We start from the raw sequence: 18069 nt of genomic DNA on the forward strand, positions 1-18069 counted from the left end.
TTTTTTTCAAAAAACACCCTCTCGCATACCCCTCAAAGCGACTTGGAACCGGTATTAGGGCCACCTACTTAACCACAGGGTGCAGGCCGTGGTCGTAGTAAACGTTACCGGCCTCGATGATGGCTTCGGCCTTGGCCGGGTCGCTGTAGGGCATCTCCATCCCAATGCCGGTTGCGTCGAGCGCCTGATTCTGCCAGGTGCCGTCGGCGGACTGCTCAAAGACCTGCACCGAACTGAGCACCGGCAGACGGCGGAGGTTTTCCGGCATGCTCTCCAGCCGGGTGTCCACCATTTTGACAAAAACGATCCGCCGCCCGTCCCACTTGAGTTCCAACTCGTAGAGCGCGGTGCGCAGCGGCGGGTTCATAAGCGGGTTTTCCGGCTGTTGCTTCATCCGTTCGAACGCCTCGGGGCTGAGCTTGAAGCGCTCCCGGTACTGGGGCGAGAAGTACGCGATCCACTCCTCATAGCCGCGCCCGTCGCGGAAGTTTTTCAACGCGTCGTAGGCAGGCCACCACTCCGGCGCGTCCTCCCCCTCGGCCAACTGCCCGTCAGCGATCACCAGCGGCGGCTCGTACATTTGCACCTCCAGATCGAAGGTCTCGTCACCGTACTGGATGAGCTTTCCTTCAGCGCCGAGAGCGACACACACGAGCAACAGCGAGAGCAGCAGGGATTTCATGCCCCTACACCTACGCGCATCCCCGGCGGCGACAATCCTTAAAAGAGAACTCCCGGCGGCAGACAGGCCGTAATATCACTACTGCTGTTGCTGCTGCTGGACCTGGATCTCGCCCTCCATATCGACGGGGGGCAGGAACATGTACGCCTTGTAAGTGGAGCCGCCGATCTCGTTCAGGCGCTCCTGAATCCGGTCCAGGTACTCGTGCAACCCTTCCTGAAAGACCTCCTCGACCGAGCCGTAGTTCAACTCGGAGAGCAGGCGGCCGCAGAGGCGTTCGGCCTCATTGGAGTAGTTGGCCAGTTGGCAGCCGGAAACACGGTGCAGGCACTCGTTGAGCTTTTGCACGCAGAAGCGGATGGAGCGCGGGAAGGTCTCCGAGAAGATGAGGAACTCGGCGATTTTGGCCGGGTTCACATCCGTCACGTAAAGCTGGTGGTATGCCTCGTAGGCGCTGGCTGAGCGCAGGATGGCGATCCACTGGGCCACGTCCACCGCGCCGCCCACATCCGTCACATTGGGAAGGAGCATGTGGTATTTGATATCGAGGATACGCGTGGTCTTGTCGGCGCGCTCGATATAGGAGCCGATCTGGAGAAAGTCGTAACCCTCGTCGCGAGTGACGGTGGCGTTGGCCAGCCCGAGGAAGAGGTGCGAATGCTCCTTGATCTGCTGGTAAAAGTCGTGGATGTCCGACTCGAAAAGCTGGCGGGCGCGGCCGGACTTGAGGAAGAGGTAGAGCTTGTTCAGCGTTTCCCACATTTCGGCCGTGATCTGGTCGCGCACCATGCGGGCGTTTTCACGGGCGCTGAACACGCACGAGAGGACCGAGTTCGGGTTCTCCAGTTCGAAGGTCAGAAACTCCAGCACGTTCTCGCTGTTGGCCTTTTTGTTGTTCTCGTAAAAGCGCTTCTCGTCCCCGGTCGAGCGGATGAGCGGGTCCCAGTGCTCCTTGAGCTTGGCGTCGTCCACATCCTGAAAGTCCAGCAGGAGCTGCAGGTTAACTTCGACCAGGCGGGCGATGTTCTCGGCCCGCTCGATGTAGCGGGCCATCCAGTAGATTGAGTCTGCGACGCGTGAAAGCATGGGGGATTAAATGGTTAAATGGCTAAAAGGTTAAATGGTTGATGGGCTGAATGGTCGTCAAAATACATCTGGTCGTCCGGTATGAATGTTAAAAAATTGCTCGGATAAAACACACGCTGCGAATCGCAATCAGCGACCCAATCCAACAACCAACCCTTTAACCATTCAGCCATTTGACCATTTACTCCTTATACAACACCCAGGTGTCTTTGGCACCACCGCCCTGGGACGAGTTGACGACGAGCGAGCCCTTGCGCAAGGCCACACGGGTCAGCCCGCCGGGCGTGATCTTGATGTCCTCGCCGCAGATGATGTACGGGCGCAGGTCGATGTGGCGGCCCTCGAAACCGGCCTCTCCGCAGTAGGTCGGGTGGCGCGAGAGCGAGATCGGGTTTTGCGCGATGTAGTTGCGCGGGTTCTTCTGGATGTCGTCGTGGAACTTCGCGATCTCCTCTTTCGAGGCCCAGGGGCCCATCAACATGCCGTAGCCGCCGGCCTCGTTGGCCGACTTGACCACGAGCTTATCGAGGTTGTTGATGACAAAGTCGTAGTCCTTTTTCTCCGAAGGCAGGTAGGTCTCGACGTTGGGCAGGATCGGGTCCTGGTCGAGGTAGTACTTGATCATGCGCGGCACGAAGTAGTACATCACCTTGTCGTCGGCCACGCCGGTGCCGATGGCGTTGGCCAGTCCGATGTTACCCGCGCGCACGGCGTTGAGCAGGCCAGGCACGCCGAGCAGGGAGTCCGGGTTGAAGACGCTCGGGTCGAGGAAGTCGTCGTTGATGCGCCGGTAAATCACGTCCACCTGTTGCAGGCCCTTGGTCGTGCGCATATAGACCTTGTAGTCGCGCACGACCAGGTCGCGACCTTCGACGATTTCGACGCCCATCTGACGGGCAAGGAAACAGTGCTCGAAGTAGGCGCTGTTGTACACGCCCGGCGTTAGAATGGCCACGGTCGGCTCGCGGTCCTGCACCGGGGAGATGTACTTGAGCATTTTCAGCAGGTCCTCGGAATAATGCTCGACCGGACGGACCCCGGCAGCGGGGAAAAGGTTCGGGAAGGCCCGGCGCATGGCAGCGCGGTTTTCCAGCACATAGGAGACGCCGGAGGGGCAGCGGCCATTGTCCTCCAGTACAAGGTATTGGCCCTTGTCGTCACGGATCAGGTCGGTGCCGCAGATGTGAATATAAATGTTTCTGGGCACGTCCACCCCGACCATTTCCCTGCGAAAATCCTTTGAACTGAGCACGTAGCTGGGCGGGATGACGTTGTCCTTGAGGATTTTCTGGTCGTGGTAAATGTCGTGCAGGAAAAGGTTGAGCGCCTCCAGCCGCTGCTTGAGGCCGCGCTCCAGCAGCTCCCACTCCCCGGCGGGGATGATGCGCGGGATCAGGTCGAAGGGCATGATGCGCTCCGTCCCCTGATTGTCGCTGTAAACGGTGAAGGTCACCCCGGCCCGCAGGAAGGACAGGTCCACCGCCTGCCGTTTCTCCTCGAACTCCTCGTCGCTCAGCCGGTCAAATCGCTCGGCCAATACTTTATAATGCGGGCGGACCTTGCCGGGCGCCTCGAACATTTCGTCAAAAAAACCGTCCGTAGTGTAGTTGTCAAAGTGCATGCGTGGGTAAGGCCTAACTAATAGCAACTCGCGTGCCGTTGCAAGGGTCCGCCCGGGATTGGGCGGATAAAACACACCGAAAAACTACGTCCGTCGCCGTCCACGCCAGTATTGGCGGGCGTTTGGGCCTCAGTAACTTTCTTCGGTCAGTTTCACCTTGCCACGGAAAATATAGTACACGCAGGAGGTGTAGGTGATTACGATCGGCACACCAATCAGCGCAATCCAGAACATGATCTGCAACGTGCCCTCCGAGGAGGAGCCGTTGTAGATGTTGAGGCTGTTGGCGGGGTTGGGGTTGGAGAAAATCATGTTCGGGTACACACTCAGCGCGAACAAGAGCATGAGGAGACCCATCCCGGCGCAGGAGCTGAGGAAGGACAGGAAGTATCGGCCCTTGTGAACCTCGCGGGGGATGTTCGCCACGACCAGGACCGCCAGCACGAACACGATCCCAAGCTCGACCGGGCGCTTGTGCATCACGCTCTCGATGTGCGGGCAGGCGAAAATTGTCCAGACGTTGAAAATCAGGAAGCAGGTGATGTAAACCGGGATCGTGATCTTGACCCAGCGCTTGAGCTTTTCCTGCAAGGCGCCCTCGGTCTTCATGATGAGGTAGATATTGCCGTGCATCATGAACAGCGCCACCGTCGTCACCCCAAGAAACAGCGCGTAGGGATGCAGCAGGCCGAGGAAATTCCCGACAAACTCGTGGTTCTCGTCCAACGGGATGCCCCAGGTGACGTTGCCCATGGCCACCCCGATGAGGAAAGCCGCCAGGATGCTGCCCACGGCGAAACCACCGTCCCAGCAGGAGCGCCAGAGACGGCCCGGCTCCTTGCTGCGGAACTCGATGGCGCAGGCGCGGAAAATCAGCGAGAACAGCAACAGCATGAACGCGTCGTAGAAACCGGAAAAGGCCGTCGCATAGACTTCGGGGAAAGCCGCAAAGAGCGCGCCGCCGCCGGTGACGAGCCAGACCTCGTTACCGTCCCAGACCGGGCCGATGGCGTTGAGCAGCATGCGCCGGTCTTCGTCCTTTTTGACAAAGAGGTGGAGTGCGCCCACGCCGAGGTCGAAGCCGTCCAGCATGGCGTAGCCGGTGAGAAGTACCCCGACGAGAATAAACCAGATGGTGTTGAGATCCATGATGTCCGGTGTCTGTCGTTACTTATTCGTCCAAGGTCGGCCCGTGCTCGATCTTCACGATCTTCTGCCACTTTTCAGGCAGCACCTTGATGGACTCGTCGTCCCTCGGGCCGTGTTTGACTTTTCGGTTCAGCGTGTAGAGGAAGACGAAGAAAAGCAGCGTGTAGATCAGGAAAAAGCCGATCAGCGAACTGAGCACCTGGTGGGCCTTGACCGCCTTGGAAAGCCCCTCGGAGGTTTTCAAAATTTCGTACACGACCCAGGGCTGGCGACCCATCTCAGCCGTGAACCACCCCGCCTGATTCGCGATCTGCGGGATGAAAACCGAGAAGACCAGAATCCACAGAAAGGCGCGCGTCCATTTCTTGTCCACGTTAAAGAGGTACCCGGCTTTCCACAGGACGCAGCCCAGGACGGAAAGGCCGATCAGGGCCATGCCGCAGGCGATCATCAGGTGGTAGGTCTGGAAAACAACCGGCACGTTCGGCCAGTACTCGGGGCGGATTTTGGCCAGCTCCTCCGGCGTGGCATCCGGGTAACGGGTCAGGAGAAACTCGTCCGAAGGCAACTCGTAAAGGCCCTTGACCTCCGTCTCGGCCGCCTTGGTCATGTCCATGAACTCACCGGAGACGAGGATGCTCAGCAGGCCCTTGATTTTGACCGAGCTTTCGTTGATGCCAGTGATGTTGCCCTCGGCATCTTTCTCCCAACTGACCACTCCGAAGAGTCCCAGCGGGGCCTCCGTCTGCGACTCGGCCAAGCCTTCGATGGCGGCGAGCTTGATCGGCTGGTTGTCGGCTACGCCACGGGCGGTTGAGTCGGCGCTCCAGAGCTGGAGCAGGGAGGCGGTCGTCCCCATGACCAGGGCAATCTTGAGCGAGGTCTTGGCGAACTCCGTGTGGCGGCGGCGCAGCAGGTAGTAGGCGCTGATGCTGATAACAAGGAAGGCCCCAGCCAGCCAGCAACCGAGGATGACGTGAGTCAGCCGGTCGATGGAGGACGGGTTGAGCACCATGCCCCAGAAGTCGGTGATGACGGCCCGGACGTTGTCGAGCTGGTCGGCCTGCACGACGTAGTCGGCGGGCAGCGGGATTTCCTGAATGCTGAAGGTGCCCGCGGCCAGGTCGGCGGTCATCGGGTGGTGCATGCCGTCAGCGGTGACCTTGACCTTCTCCGCCAGGACGAAACCGGCGGGGGTCTGCATCCAGGAGTTGGCCACCACGATCCACACGGCGCTGAAGTGCGAGCCGAGGCAAACCATCAGGGTGGCGAAAAAGTGCGTGTACGGGCCGACCTTGTCCCAGCCAAAGAGCAGCACGGCTAGGAAACCCGACTCCAGGAAGAAGGCGTAAAGCCCCTCAATAGCCAGCGGGCTGCCGAATACGTCCCCCACGAAGCGCGAGTAGGTGGCCCAGTTCGTGCCGAACTCGAACTCCATCACGATACCGCTGGCGACCCCGACGGCGAAGGTCAGACCGAATATCCGCGTCCAGAAACGCGCCATATTGTGGTAGATCGGCCGCCTTGTTTTCAGCCAGAATAGCTGCACGATGACCAGAAACAACCCCAACCCGATACTGAAAACCGGATAGATGTAGTGAAAAGCAATCGTGAAGGCGAACTGGATCCGCGAGAGGATTTCGACGTCCATCGGTTCCGCATTGTGTGGAGCTTCACGGCGATAGCACGCTTATTCGTAAAAAAAACAACTTACGCCGTCCTATCCCTGTATAGATCAGCCCTGCGACGGGACGCAGAAAACCTTCCCCACCCTTTCCGCCCGCCTGCGCCGGTATTGGCTGAGCCTGAAACCGTTACCACCTGACCGGGTCATCATCCCGTCCAGTGTCTCAGCACCAGCCCTGGCGGCGTGCGCGGCGAAGCAATCGGCGGGCCTGGCGGAATGTCACCTTGGCGGCGGGGCGCTGGCTCTGCTCGCCAAAGCGTACTGCCAGCAACGCCTGATAGGTCTCCTCCCAGGCGGTACCGTCCTCCGCTTCCGGAGGATGGGCGAGCAGGTGCTCCCGCACCGGACGATAACGCGCCAGCAACTTTCCGGCCCGCTTGCGTTGGGGGTCAAAGACCTGCATTCCGGGCCGGGAACTCCGGCGGTGCATGAGCGAACGCAGCCACAGCACGACGAAACGCATTGCCAGAAACAGGAAACAGACGGCGGAGACGCCGAGCGCGATCCGGAGGATTTTTTCGCGGTTCCAGCCCTGAGTCAGCCAGGATTTAAAGGCGTTGATCTGCTCCCGCAGCCAGGAACGGGCCTGACCGTAGGTTCGCTCGGAGTAACCCTTGAGATTCTGGGCCAGCCGGGCCTGGTCGCCCTCGTCAAAGCTGATGACCCGGCGGTACCAGACCATGCGGATGCTGTCGATCCAGGCCAACCAGCCGGAAAAACGTCCCACCGAGGCCGTCTCCATGCCGGGACCGCCAGGAGCTTCCAGCCCGGACTGCGGCGTCGGGTCCACCCGCAGCCAGTTGCCCTCACGGTCATAGACCTCGACCCAGGCGTGGGCGTTGCGGTTGCGCACGACGAGGTAATCCTCGTAGCCGTTCCACTCGGCCCCGGCAAACCCGGCCACCAGCCGCGACGGGAAACCCGCCGAGCGTGCGAGCAAGGCGAAAGCCCCGGCAAAGTGCTCACACCAGCCACGGTCATCCTGCTGCATCCACAGGATGAGGGGATCGCCCTCCTGCATGTACATTTCCCGCAGGCTGCGGCTGTAACGGTAGTGCCCGTGCAGCCACTTCAGCGCCGCCGCGATGAACGTCTGCGCATCCATCTCTTCCCCCCCGGTGATCTCCTGCACCAGCCCCTCCAGGTAGGCGCGGTCCTCCTCCCGGTACGGGAGCGCACGGGTGGTGGCCGGGTATTCCAGACCGCTACGGGGCATCTCGCGGTCGAGTTCGATCCGGGGCGAGGCCACGGGGTCGTGCTCGATCAGCTCGAATTGCTCCATCTCGGTCGCGCTGATCCGGTCCCCCTTGTTCATGCCGCTGACCGAGTAGGCGAAGCGGGAGGGGTTGACCGTTTCCAGCGACACGATGTTGAGCCGGGGGAAAGTCCGAAACTTATTCTTTTTCTGGATCTGGAAACGCATCTGCGAAAACGGCCCCAACAGTGGAAGGTACTCGCTGACGTTACCCTCCATGTAAAAGATCCAGTCCCCCTCGTTGCCTTCCGGTTCCCGCCCCCAGTAATCGGCAGCCACCAGGTTGCCCTCCCCCATTTCGCCCCCCTTGCGCTTGACCCAGTGCGACATGCGGAAGCCCTGCTCGGTGTATTCGTCGAGCACGACCATCCGCCAGTAGGGATTGGAGGGGATGTTGTTGGCATTGGGCACCTCGACGCGCATGGCGATGCGGTCGTCGTTCTGGAGGCGGCTGACATCCCCGTAGCGCACGATGTCGCTGAACCCGCTCATGCTCGTGCCCGCCATTTGCAGGAAGGGCAGAGCCTGGTCGATACGGAAGCGCGGGATGGTCACAAAAATCACGCTGCTGACGGTGACAACGCCCGCGAACAGCACGGCGGCGAACCCGATCAGCCGGTAGTCCATGCTCAGGCGCAGGCGGCGCAGGAACGCCCCCCAACGGAAGCCCTTCCAGTCGGCGCGGGTGAGCTTGGTCGCCTGGCTCGACTCCAGGATATTGACGACAAACAGCAGCACCATGGCCAGGGGCGTAAAGAGCAGCATCTGCGCCCCGAAGGACAGCGACACGGTCAGCACACCCGCGATGACGAGGATGAACAGGCACAGCAGGACCAGTTGCAGGTCCTCGCGGCGGCTGCGGTACTGCAGGCAACGGTAAACCGACAGCAGCATGACCATCCGCACCAGCGGCTTGAGAAACTCCTGCCCGTGCAGCAGGAAGTCCAGCCCCACCACAAGGATGAGCGCAGGCGTCATGGCCCGCCAGAACAGCGGTGCAATCCGCCCCGGCAGCCCCGGAGCGCACACCGTCAACGCAATCAGAAAACCGAAAAACAAGAGCAGCGGCTGGTTCCCGAAATCCAGGTCGAGCATGGCCCAGAACGCAATCAGGGCCAGCAGTTGCCCCAGCAGCCACTTCAGGCGGTGAAAATCGGTCTGCGTGAAGGTGTTCATCAGGCCGTGCCGACAGAGTTACCGCCCACGTAGGCGTGGACGCTCGCCCCCACGCCGGGGCGGAAAGTGATCAGGTTGTAGCTGGTGATCTCGGGCGAAGGCTGGTAGTGCTCGACCGGGGCCAGCGTGGACAGCTTGAGCAGAAAGGCATTGAGGTCGTGCAGGCGCTTGACCGGGCTGACCGGCTCGTCGTTGATCGCGTATGCGATCAGGCTACCCTGTCGAAACAGATCTTCGGCCAGGCTCCCGGCAAAGGAACACAGCTTCTCAAAACGCTCCGCGGTCTGCGCATGCAGCTTCCCCTCCTCCGACCAGAGCGAGGCCGGGGACTCGACGAAGACGAGGTAACCGTCGCGGTTTTCCTCCGCCATCTGCCGGATCATCAGGCGGCGCAGGCGGGCCGATGCCTTCCAGTGCACCAGCCGCTGAGAGTCGCCCTGCTGGTAGCGCCGGATATTAATCAACTCGGCCCCGCCGCCGGGACGACGGCTGGCCTCCCCGCGCCGACGGGCGTGGTGCCCGACCGGCGGCTGAAAGGTGTAGTCGATCCGCGCCGGGAAAACCGTGATTGGGTGCTTGATGCCTCCACCGACGATTTTGCGCAGAAAGCCGAACGGGAACTGCGACTCCAGCCCCGAGACAATAATCGTGTCCCTGCCCCGCTCCTGCGGACGGTAAATCCACCCCAAACGGCGCTGTTCCCCGGCATTGAGCCGTGAGTCCAGAAAGACGCGTTCCTTCTTGCCCGGACCACGTGTACGCACGTTGAAGCAGATGTTGTAGGTCGGCAGGAGCGCCTTGGTGTTGCGCAGCTCGATTTGCAGGTCGGCCTTCTCCCCCACCCGGAATTGCGTGGGCAGGTTCAGCCGCCAGCGGGTGCCCTTGAAGTTGAGCCAGCTCAGGAAGCCGCTCAGGATCAGGCTCGAAAGCAGCAGTGAGAGTGCCATGAAGAGGATGTTGCTGGCGGTGTTGTAGGCGGCCGTGCCCAGGCCCAGCGCCACCAGAATGAGCGCGTAACCGGCCGGAGTCGGAATGATCCGGCTGCCCTCCGGCGGCAGGACCATGATCCACAGCAGCCGCCAGAAACCGCTCTCACGGCTCAGCCGCGAGGAGAAAAAGCCCGGATCGGCCCAGTCGCCGGGACGCGCCGCCGAGGGGTTCGGCTCTGCCCAGGTGCTCACGTCGGGACGGGAATGTTGTCGAGCATGCGGTTGAGAATGCCCTCAACCAGACGGCGTTCCTCCATCGGGTCGGAGGTCTGGCGACGCAGGTGCAGCCGGTGGGTAAAGACCGCCCGGAGCACCCCGCTGACATCCTCGGGGATGACGAAGCCCCGGCCCTCGACCAGGGCGTTGGCCTGGGCGGCGAGTTTGAGCGCGAGCGTCCCGCGCGTGCTGATCCCGGCCTCGAACTCGCTCTCGGTCCGCGTGGCCTGCACGAGCTTGAGCATGTAGTGCAGGATGCTCTCCTCGACAAAAACCTGCGGCGTGAAGTGCTGGATCTCCTGCACCTCCTTTTTCGTCACCACCGGCCCGATGTCGATCGTGTCGTAGCTGCCCCGGCTGGCGTTGCGCATGAGGATTTCCAACTCGTCCTCGTACTGCGGGTAGCCCATCTGGAGGCGCATGTGAAAGCGGTCCATCTGGCTCTCGGGCAGCGGGAAAGTCCCCTCGTAATCGACCGGGTTCTGCGTGGCGAAGACGAGGAAGGGCGAGCCCACGGTGTAGGTCTGCCCGTCCACGGTGACCTTGCCCCGGTCCATGGCTTCGAGCAGGCTGGACTGGGTCTTCGGCGTGGTGCGGTTGATCTCGTCGGCCAGCACGATGTTGGCGAAGATCGGGCCTTTCTTGAAAACAAATTCCTTGAGCTGGTCGTCGTAGATAGAGACCCCGATCACGTCACTGGGCAGCAGGTCGCTGGTGAACTGAATGCGCGAAAAGGTACAGTCCACCGACCGCGCCAGGCAATAGGCTAGCGTGGTCTTGCCCACCCCCGGCAAGTCCTCGATCAGCACATGCCCCCCGGCAACCAGTGAAACCACCACCTGTCGCACCACCTCGTCCTTGCCGCGAATGACGGTGCCGATGTTGTGCCGCAGATTATCGAGGGTTTCCTTGATACGCGGAGCGGGGATGGGCTTCGAGGGGGTACTCATGGTTCTATATATCAGTTGGGGGCTGTGGTTAATCATACTCCCCCGCCGCCGGCTTGCAAGCCAAGGCCACCATATTTACCCCTTGCCCGAGGAGAAAAATAACGTTACTGCTGCCAGCGTGAATCCCACGCCCCTATGTACAGCGTAAAACCCGGGAGAGGCCCTTCCCTGATGGGCGGAGTCGGCGGCATTGTCGCTGCCGTTTTTGGCATCATCTGGACCATCGGAGCCGCTTCGATGGGCGCACCGGTTTTTTTCACGGCGTTCGGGGCCGTGTTCGTCCTCGCCGCGCTCGGGATGGCCGCGTATAATTTTTTCAACGCCACCAGCAAAAACCGCCTGAGCAATTTCGACATCACCTCCGGCCACGAGGAACACGACCCCCTCGCTCAGGCCCTTGGCTATGAACGCCGCGAGCGCCATCCACATGACCACCGCCGCCCGCCCGGCCAGCACCAAGCCCCGCCGACCGGCAATCCGCGCAAGTACCCCGGCGAGCACTGTCCCTTCTGCGGCGCGAAGGTCGAGCCCAATTTCGACTTCTGCCCCCGTTGCGGCAAGGATATTTAACCGCTGTTACCCCAGGTAACACGATTTACCTTACCCCCCGGAAGCGGCTTCTCTTCCATCAGCCGGAGTTGCCGGATCATCCTCGCTGAGCACCTCGGGCACGAGCAGGTAGGTGCTGAATAAAAAGAACCACGAGCCTATCATCAGGGCGAAGAAATTCCCCCACCACTGCGGAAACTCCAACGGCCCCTGCCCGAAGTACCCCACCAAGCTCGAACACAGGAATCCGAACGAGCCCAGCAGGCTGAAAAAATTGATCCACCAGGCCATGTCCCAGACCAGCCAGGCCCAGCGCCGGTGGCTGACCTCGACCAGCCCGATGTAGCTGGCCATGACGAAGCAGCACGAGGCCAGTGTGCTCGGGGTCCACACGTACAGGTCGCTCTGCCACCAGCTCAGCCCCGCGACCAGCGCCATGCCGCAGTTGATGTTAAAGATGCACGCCCCGGTCAACTGCACCACCGCAGCCCGGAAGTCGATCCGCCCCCACTCCCAGCCGAACCAACGCCAACGGCGGCGGGCGGGTTTGCCCGCGTGGCTCCGGCTCGGGTCGGACGGAGCGTTGAGCGCCTCCAATACCAGCATCGAACTGCCGATGGTGAAAAAGACCGAGCCCATGAAGCAGGTAAAGTCCAGCGCCCACGCGCTCCAGCCCATCCACTGCGCGATAGTGGAAAACGCCATCGGCACCGTCCCGAGGACAAAGCAGATCGAACCAATGATAAAGATCAGCCCGATCCACCAGCTCAAGTGGTCGAAGCGCCAGCCCCACCAGTGAAAATGCCGCAGGTCGGTCCGCAAGCGTCGCTCGATAGCTTTCAGGTCGGCCTCGGCACCCTCGGTGATAAGCGCACCCAGATGCTTGCGGTGGCGGCGAGACGTCCACACGTGCAGCCGTCCGTCCGGCAGGCGGTGGATCACGCGGGTGACGCACCGCCCCACCCGGTCGGTGCGCAGGAGCTCCCAATGCGCCGGGAAATCCACGTGCGGCGGCAAGCCCTCAGCCGGCAACTTCTGGTCTGTCTCTACGCGATTCACGGGCACGCCGGGCATCCGGTTAACGGGGCGGGTCACTGCGGGGAAACGGCACTGCTCCGCGTCGCCTCGCGTCCGATAAAGGCCTGCGCCCGCTGGATCCACTCCGTCCGCTGCGCGGGGTCGGCGTAGAACTCGTAAAAGTTGATCGCCCGCATGTAGTTGACCATGTCCTGCAAAAAGCCGTACACGGCGAGCACCTCGTTCTGGCGCTGGGTAAAGGCTTCGTTCTGCGCGTCGATCAGGTCGATGTTGTTGACCATGCCCTGCCGGTATTTGTCGGTCACGATGTCGAGGTTGCGGTTGGCCCGGTCGGCGGCAGTCTTGCTGTACTCGATGTTGGCGCGGGAGGCAGCCAGTGAGTAGAGCGCGTTAAGGATGCGCTGCTGGACGAGCTGGCGGGTCAGCTCGCGGGTGTACTCCAGCCCGCGCACGACGGACCGCTGGCGGATCACGTCAAAGACCCGCGCCCCGCCCTCGAAGATCGGTATCTCGGCCTCGACCATGACGGCCCAGGCGTCGTCGTCGGGCGGGAAAGTCGGGTTGTACTCGCTGCTCTGATGAAAAGTGTTGGCGTAGTTGAAGTTCGCCCCGACCTCGGGCATGTAAAAGGCCCGCTGTTTCTGGTCGAGGCTGATCTCCTGCCCCTGAATCAGCCGGTCGAACGCGCCCACTTCGGGGCTGCGCGACACCCCGTACTGGAGCGAAAAGAGCCGGAAGCGCTCGTAGTCCGAAGCCGTCGCGATGAGCCCGGAGGCCGTCTCGGCCACGTCGCGGAAGTGCGAAGACTCCAGCGAAAGGTCTTCGGGTTGCCAGCGCTTGCTCAGGTCCTCGCCGAGCACCTGATTAAGCGCCACCAGCGCCTGCTCGACCGTGGCTTGCGCGTCGGAAACCTGTGCCCGGTCCCCGGCCTCCGCCGCCTCGAAGCGGTAAACCTCCTCGCGCCCGCCGGTGCCGACTTCCTCGCGGATGCGGGACAGCTCAAGATTTCGCCGGGTCACGGCGAGGTTATCCCGGGCGACGCGCTCGACCGCCAGGGCCGAGAGGTAGTTGATGTACGCGAAAGCCGTCCCCTGAATGATGTCCAGCCGCGTGACCTCCTCCTGCAGGGTGGCGGCTTGGTAGTTCTCGCCCGCGACCTGGAGGTTGGCCAGGCGCTGGTCGCTGTAAATAATCTGGCTGATGCGCACGCCGACATTGGCCTCGACCTTCGGGGTGGCCCCTCCGGAGGCGCGGACGGTCCCGGCGTCCACCTGCTGGTAGCCGGTGAAGGCGCTGATCTGCGGCAACAGGGGGCTCATCGCGAGCCGCTTGTCCTCGTAGCTGACCTTGGTGTCCTGCTGGCGCGAGAGGTACTCGAAGTTAAACCGCAACGCCTTTTCGATGGCCCCGACCAGTTCGATGGGGTCGCCGGTCACGATCTCGTCTTCAAACAGCACCTCGGCGTTGGCGGCGGTCTCGAAGCCGATGTCGTAGCCGATTTGCTGCGCGGTGAGAGCATTGAGGTACAGGCGCGGCTCCACGCGGATGCGCGCCGCCAGCGTCTCGGGGGCGCTGCCAAGGATGATGCGCTGGAGGTTGAGCGCAAGCCGCCGCGTCAGTTGCAAATCGATGTCCGGCAGCGAACCGGCCAGCACCCCGGCCCGAACCGCCGGTTCACCTCGAAAGGCGAAGGACGGCAGGCCCCGCGCGTTGATGCCCGCGATGAGTTTTTCCCGCTCGGCCTTGTCCATCTGCCAGGGCGGAAACAGGTACACCGCCCGCGCGTCGGGCGGAAGTTGGTCGAGCACAGACTGGGCATCTGCGCCCATCCCGACGACTTCGACCTGCGCCTTTACCGCCGTCTTCAGTTCGTCCAGGTAGTCCTGCATGAAGGCCGTCGCGTCCGCGTAGGGGGCATCGACCAACACGTAAAGCCGGGAAAAATCCACCAGCCCGATAAAGTCCTGCAAATCCTCCCGCACGGTGTGGCCGCCGGTCACGAGATTGAGATTGGGAACCTTGGAGCGGCCCATCTCGTCGAGCAGGAGGTTAATCATCTCCGGCTCCTGCAACCACGCGCCGACCACGGGCTTGGGCAGCGGATAGGTCGCCCCGGTGGCGGCGTTCATCACCAGCAGCCCCTGCACGAGGACGGCATCGGCCTCCGGATCGACCAGCCCGGCCCGCAGGGCCTCGGCGGCGCGCCCCGGCGCCCAGTGCGCACTGAAGTCGCCGTCCTCTTTAAAAACCACCTGCACCCGGCCCCGGAGCAGCCCCTCCAGCTCCTGCCGCACCCCGGCCAGTTGAGTCTCGAAGACGGGGGAGTCCCCGTCGCGCACCACCGCGACCGTGTAGGTCTGCGCCGGAGCGGGGGCGCTTTTACCGGCGGGGCCGGAGGGGGCATTCGCGGCACTGCCGGCGGACTCCGCCCCACCCTGCGCAGGGGAAGTCTGCGCGGCCAGCGGCAGCGCCAGCACGGCGGTCAGAAAGGAAAAAAGGAAACTAAGCTTCATGGCCGGTATTGTCGGAAGAAGTTGCGGGGGAGGTAGCGGGCGCGGCGGGTTTGGCCCCGCCGAATTTCTCGGCCGCGACCTGGATGACGTAGTAAAGCATCGGCACGACGATCACGCTGACCACCGTGGCCACCAGCATCCCGCCAAAGACGGAAGTCCCGATGGCGCGGCGGCTCTCGGCCCCCGCACCGGTCGCCACCAGCAGCGGGATCACCCCGAGGATAAAGGAGAAAGCCGTCATCAGCACGGCGCGGAAGCGCAGGCGGGCGGCGCTCAGGGCGGCGTCAAAAGGGCTCATGCCGTGGTCGCGCTGCTCCTTGGCGAACTCGACGATGAGGATCGCGCTCTTGGTCGATAGCCCGATCAGCAGCACGACCCCGATCTGCGTGTAGAGGTTGTTATCGTAGCCGCGAATCATGAGCGCGGCCACCGCCCCCAGCAACGCCGTGGGCACGGACAGGCAGACCGACAGCGGGAGCGTCCAGCTCTCGTATTGGGCGGCCAATACAAGATAGACCAGGATGATCGCCAGCGCGAAGATGATGACCGTGCCACCGCTGGCCGTCTGTTGCTGGTAGGAAAGGTCCGTCCACTCGTAGCCCATCGAGTTGGGCAGCTTTTGCGCGGCCATGTTTTCGACCACCGTCATGGCCTGCCCGGAACTGTAGCCGGGCGCGTTGTTGCCGAGAATCTTGACCGAGGGGTAAAGGTTGTAGCGGGTGATGGTCTGCGGGCCGAGGATTTCGCTCACCTCGATCAGCCCGGCAATCGGCGTCATCTGCCCGTCCGGGGCGAGGATCTCCAGCTTGCCGATGTCGTCAGGGACGGAGCGGGCGTCCGGCTCGGCCTGCGCCTTGACCTTGAAAACCCGGTTGTAGCGCGTGAAGTCGTTGATGTAACTCGACCCCAGGTAGGTCTGCATCGCGTCGAAGACCGAGGTCAGCGAGAGGCCGCGGTTTTTGACCTGCTCGCGGTCGATGTTGACAAAGAGCTGGGGCACGTTGGCCCGGAAGGTCGTGCTCATGCCCGTGATGGCCGACTGGCTGTTGCCGTCCTCGATAAAGGTGTCGGCCACCTGCTCCAGTGTTTCCAGCCCGACCCCGCCCCGGTCCTGGAGCATCAGGGTAAAGCCACCTGTCAGCCCAAGGCCGGGCAGCGAGGGCGTCGGAAAGGCGAAGGCAAGCGCGTCCATCAGGCGCGAGAGCCGCCGGTTAATGCTCATCAGGATCGCGTTCTGGTGCTCCTCGGGCGGGCGCTCGGACCAGTCCTTGAAGACCGCGATGCTGAAGGCCATATTTGACGAGGCCGCCCCGTCCAACAGGGAAAAGCCCGAGATCGTCAGCGTGTTCTGCACGCCGGGAGTGTCGGCCACGATCTTGTTCACCTGGTCCATGACCGAGGCTGTGCGCTGAAGAGAGGCCGCGTCCGGGAGTTGCACCGAGAGGATGCAGTAGCCCTCGTCCTCCTGCGGCACGAAGCCCGTGGGCAAGCGCACGTACCCCCACCCCGCCAGCACCACCATGCCGACAAAGAGCAGCACGCCGAGCGCGGCCTTGCGCATGAAGGCCCGCACGGCGGCGTGGTACCCGTTGGTGGTCTTGTCCATCCCGGTGTTGAAGAGGCGGAAGAACCAGTTCACCCGGCCCGAGCTTTTTCTCAAAAGCACACCGCAGAGCGCGGGGCTGAGAGTGAGCGCGTTGATGGAGGAAAAGAGCGTGGCCACCGAGATGGTGAGCGCGAACTGCTGGAAGAGAATCCCGGTGATCCCGCCCATGAACGCCGTCGGCACGAACACCGCCAGCAAGACCAGCGTGGTCGCGATGACCGGGCCGCTGACCTCGGTCATGGTGAGGAAGGCCGCGTCTTTCGGAGACATCCCCTCCTCCAGGTGGCGCGAGCAGTTCTCGACCACCACGATGGCGTCGTCCACCACGATCCCGATGACGAGGATCAACCCGAACAGCGTGAGCAGGTTAATGGAAAAACCCATCAACGCCATCGCCCCGAAGGTGCCGATGAGCGAGACGGGAATGGTCAGCGTCGGGATGAGCGTGGCCCGGAAGCTTTGCAGGAAAATGTAAACCACCAGCACGACGAGGATGAGCGTCATGAACAGCGTGACGACGACCTCCTCCATCGAGGCGACAATCATCCGCGTGTTGTCGTAAACGACCACCATGTCGATCCCGTCGGGGAAGTTGCCGGTCAGGTCGTCCACCTTGGCCTTGACCCCTTCGGCCACGGCGAGGGCATTCGCTCCCGGCACCTGGTAGATGCCCATCGCGCAGGCGGGCTGGCCGTTGAGCTGGGCCTGGAGCTTATAGTTCTCAGCGCCCAGTTCGACCCGGGCCACATCGCCGAGTCGGAGCACCTCGCCGCCCGTGCCGGTACGGATAATAATGTTGGCGAACTCCTCGGGGTCGGCCAGGCGGCCTTTGACGTTGATCGTGTACTGGAACTGCTGGCCGGGCGGGGCGGGCGGCTCGCCGATGGTCCCGGCGGCGACCTGCACGTTTTGCTCCTTGACCGCGTTGATGACCTCGGTGACGGAGACCTTGCGCGCGGTCATCTTGTCCGGGTCCAGCCACAGGCGCATGCTGAACTTCTCCGCCCCGAAGGTCTGCACCTTCCCAACACCGGGCACGCGGGCCAGTTCGTCCTTGATGTAGAGGTTAACGTAGTTGGCCAGAAAGATGTCGTCGTAGCGCCCGTCGGGCGAAATGAGCGCCAGGTAGAGGTTGGCGTCCTTCATCTGCTTGTCCACCTGCACGCCGAGGCGCTGCACCTCCTCGGGCAGTTGCGAGAGGGCCTTGCTCACGCGGTTCTGCACCAGCACCTGCGACATATCCACGTCCGTCCCGGTAGCGAAGGAAATCGTCAGCGTCATGCTGCCGTCGTTGGCGCAGGTGCTGGACATGTAGATCATGTTCTCGACGCCGTTAACCTCCTGCTCGATGGGTGAGGCCACGGTGTCGGCTACCGTCTGCGCGTCGGCGCCGGGGTAGTTCGCCGTGACCTGCACCGAGGGAGGCGCGATGTCCGGGTAGCGCTCGACCGGCAGGCTCAGCAGGGCAAACCCGCCCAGCAGCATGATGACAATCGACAGGACCGCGGCGAAGATCGGGCGGCGGATAAAAAAGTGGCTGAACATGCGGCGC

General features: G+C 62.6%; 12 protein-coding genes. 1 reads left to right on the forward strand and 11 read right to left on the reverse strand.

Annotation, left to right across the window (positions count from 1 at the left end):
* Positions 1 to 64 precede the first annotated feature (64 nt).
* The 8 genes from H5P28_RS04015 to H5P28_RS04050 all read right to left on the reverse strand — a co-directional run bounded on the left by H5P28_RS04015 (position 65) and on the right by H5P28_RS04050 (position 10811).
* Positions 65 to 682, reverse strand: a complete 618-nt coding sequence (locus tag H5P28_RS04015; RefSeq protein ID WP_185674424.1) for a hypothetical protein — start codon at positions 680 to 682, stop codon at positions 65 to 67.
* A 78-nt stretch (positions 683 to 760) separates the two neighbouring features.
* Entirely contained in the window at positions 761 to 1768 is a 1008-nt protein-coding gene (locus H5P28_RS04020) for an alpha-E domain-containing protein (protein ID WP_185674425.1), read from the reverse strand.
* Between the two features lie 181 nt (positions 1769 to 1949).
* Entirely contained in the window at positions 1950 to 3389 is a 1440-nt protein-coding gene (locus H5P28_RS04025) for a circularly permuted type 2 ATP-grasp protein (RefSeq protein ID WP_185674426.1), read from the reverse strand.
* 129 nt (positions 3390 to 3518) lie between these two features.
* Positions 3519 to 4538 carry a cytochrome d ubiquinol oxidase subunit II gene (cydB, locus tag H5P28_RS04030; protein ID WP_185674427.1) on the reverse strand — a complete coding sequence of 340 codons (1020 nt, stop codon included), beginning with the start codon at positions 4536 to 4538 and terminating at the stop codon, positions 3519 to 3521.
* Between the two features lie 22 nt (positions 4539 to 4560).
* Entirely contained in the window at positions 4561 to 6189 is a 1629-nt protein-coding gene (locus H5P28_RS04035) for a cytochrome ubiquinol oxidase subunit I (RefSeq protein ID WP_185674428.1), read from the reverse strand.
* Positions 6190 to 6388: 199 nt separating this feature from the next.
* Positions 6389 to 8656: a transglutaminase TgpA family protein gene (locus H5P28_RS04040; RefSeq protein WP_185674429.1), complete on the reverse strand. Its 2268-nt coding sequence runs from the start codon at positions 8654 to 8656 to the stop codon at positions 6389 to 6391.
* The gene (locus H5P28_RS04045) at positions 8656 to 9837 is read right to left on the reverse strand and encodes a DUF58 domain-containing protein (protein WP_185674430.1); all 1182 of its coding nucleotides are present in this window, start codon (positions 9835 to 9837) and stop codon (positions 8656 to 8658) included. Before H5P28_RS04045 ends, H5P28_RS04040 begins: the two co-directional genes overlap by 1 nt.
* Complete coding sequence (locus tag H5P28_RS04050) at positions 9834 to 10811, reverse strand: AAA family ATPase (protein WP_185674431.1); 978 nt, start codon at positions 10809 to 10811, stop codon at positions 9834 to 9836. Before H5P28_RS04050 ends, H5P28_RS04045 begins: the two co-directional genes overlap by 4 nt.
* Positions 10812 to 10946: 135 nt before the next feature.
* Here H5P28_RS04050 and H5P28_RS04055 point away from each other — a divergent pair, with 135 nt between their 5' ends.
* Positions 10947 to 11381, forward strand: a complete 435-nt coding sequence (locus tag H5P28_RS04055) for a DUF7577 domain-containing protein (RefSeq protein ID WP_185674432.1) — start codon at positions 10947 to 10949, stop codon at positions 11379 to 11381.
* A 30-nt stretch (positions 11382 to 11411) separates the two neighbouring features.
* Here H5P28_RS04055 and H5P28_RS04060 read toward each other — a convergent pair whose 3' ends face one another.
* The 3 genes from H5P28_RS04060 to H5P28_RS04070 are packed head-to-tail and all read right to left on the reverse strand — an operon-like array spanning position 11412 to position 18062.
* Entirely contained in the window at positions 11412 to 12455 is a 1044-nt protein-coding gene (locus H5P28_RS04060; RefSeq protein ID WP_185674433.1) for a hypothetical protein, read from the reverse strand.
* The gene (locus H5P28_RS04065) at positions 12452 to 14911 is read right to left on the reverse strand and encodes a TolC family protein (protein ID WP_185674434.1); all 2460 of its coding nucleotides are present in this window, start codon (positions 14909 to 14911) and stop codon (positions 12452 to 12454) included. Before H5P28_RS04065 ends, H5P28_RS04060 begins: the two co-directional genes overlap by 4 nt.
* Positions 14901 to 18062 (reverse strand): efflux RND transporter permease subunit, encoded by a 3162-nt coding sequence (locus H5P28_RS04070; protein ID WP_185674435.1) that lies wholly within the window; start codon positions 18060 to 18062, stop codon positions 14901 to 14903. The genes H5P28_RS04065 and H5P28_RS04070 overlap by 11 nt, the downstream gene beginning before the upstream one ends.
* Positions 18063 to 18069 lie beyond the last annotated feature (7 nt).

This window comes from Ruficoccus amylovorans (genome assembly GCF_014230085.1).
Classification (GTDB): Bacteria; Verrucomicrobiota; Verrucomicrobiia; order Opitutales; family Cerasicoccaceae; genus Ruficoccus; species Ruficoccus amylovorans.

Bases quoted from the DNA above. Each gene is read 5' to 3' on its own strand.
- H5P28_RS04020 (WP_185674425.1), bottom strand. From the start codon at position 1,768: ATGCTTTCACGCGTCGCAGACTCAATCTACTGGATGGCCCGCTACATC.
- cydB (WP_185674427.1), bottom strand. From the start codon at position 4,538: ATGGATCTCAACACCATCTGGTTTATTCTCGTCGGGGTACTTCTCACC.
- H5P28_RS04035 (WP_185674428.1), bottom strand. From the start codon at position 6,189: ATGGACGTCGAAATCCTCTCGCGGATCCAGTTCGCCTTCACGATTGCT.
- H5P28_RS04070 (WP_185674435.1), bottom strand. From the start codon at position 18,062: ATGTTCAGCCACTTTTTTATCCGCCGCCCGATCTTCGCCGCGGTCCTG.
- H5P28_RS04025 (WP_185674426.1), bottom strand. From the start codon at position 3,389: ATGCACTTTGACAACTACACTACGGACGGTTTTTTTGACGAAATGTTC.
- H5P28_RS04055 (WP_185674432.1), top strand. From the start codon at position 10,947: ATGTACAGCGTAAAACCCGGGAGAGGCCCTTCCCTGATGGGCGGAGTC.
- H5P28_RS04040 (WP_185674429.1), bottom strand. From the start codon at position 8,656: ATGAACACCTTCACGCAGACCGATTTTCACCGCCTGAAGTGGCTGCTG.
- H5P28_RS04050 (WP_185674431.1), bottom strand. From the start codon at position 10,811: ATGAGTACCCCCTCGAAGCCCATCCCCGCTCCGCGTATCAAGGAAACC.
- H5P28_RS04015 (WP_185674424.1), bottom strand. From the start codon at position 682: ATGAAATCCCTGCTGCTCTCGCTGTTGCTCGTGTGTGTCGCTCTCGGC.
- H5P28_RS04065 (WP_185674434.1), bottom strand. From the start codon at position 14,911: ATGAAGCTTAGTTTCCTTTTTTCCTTTCTGACCGCCGTGCTGGCGCTG.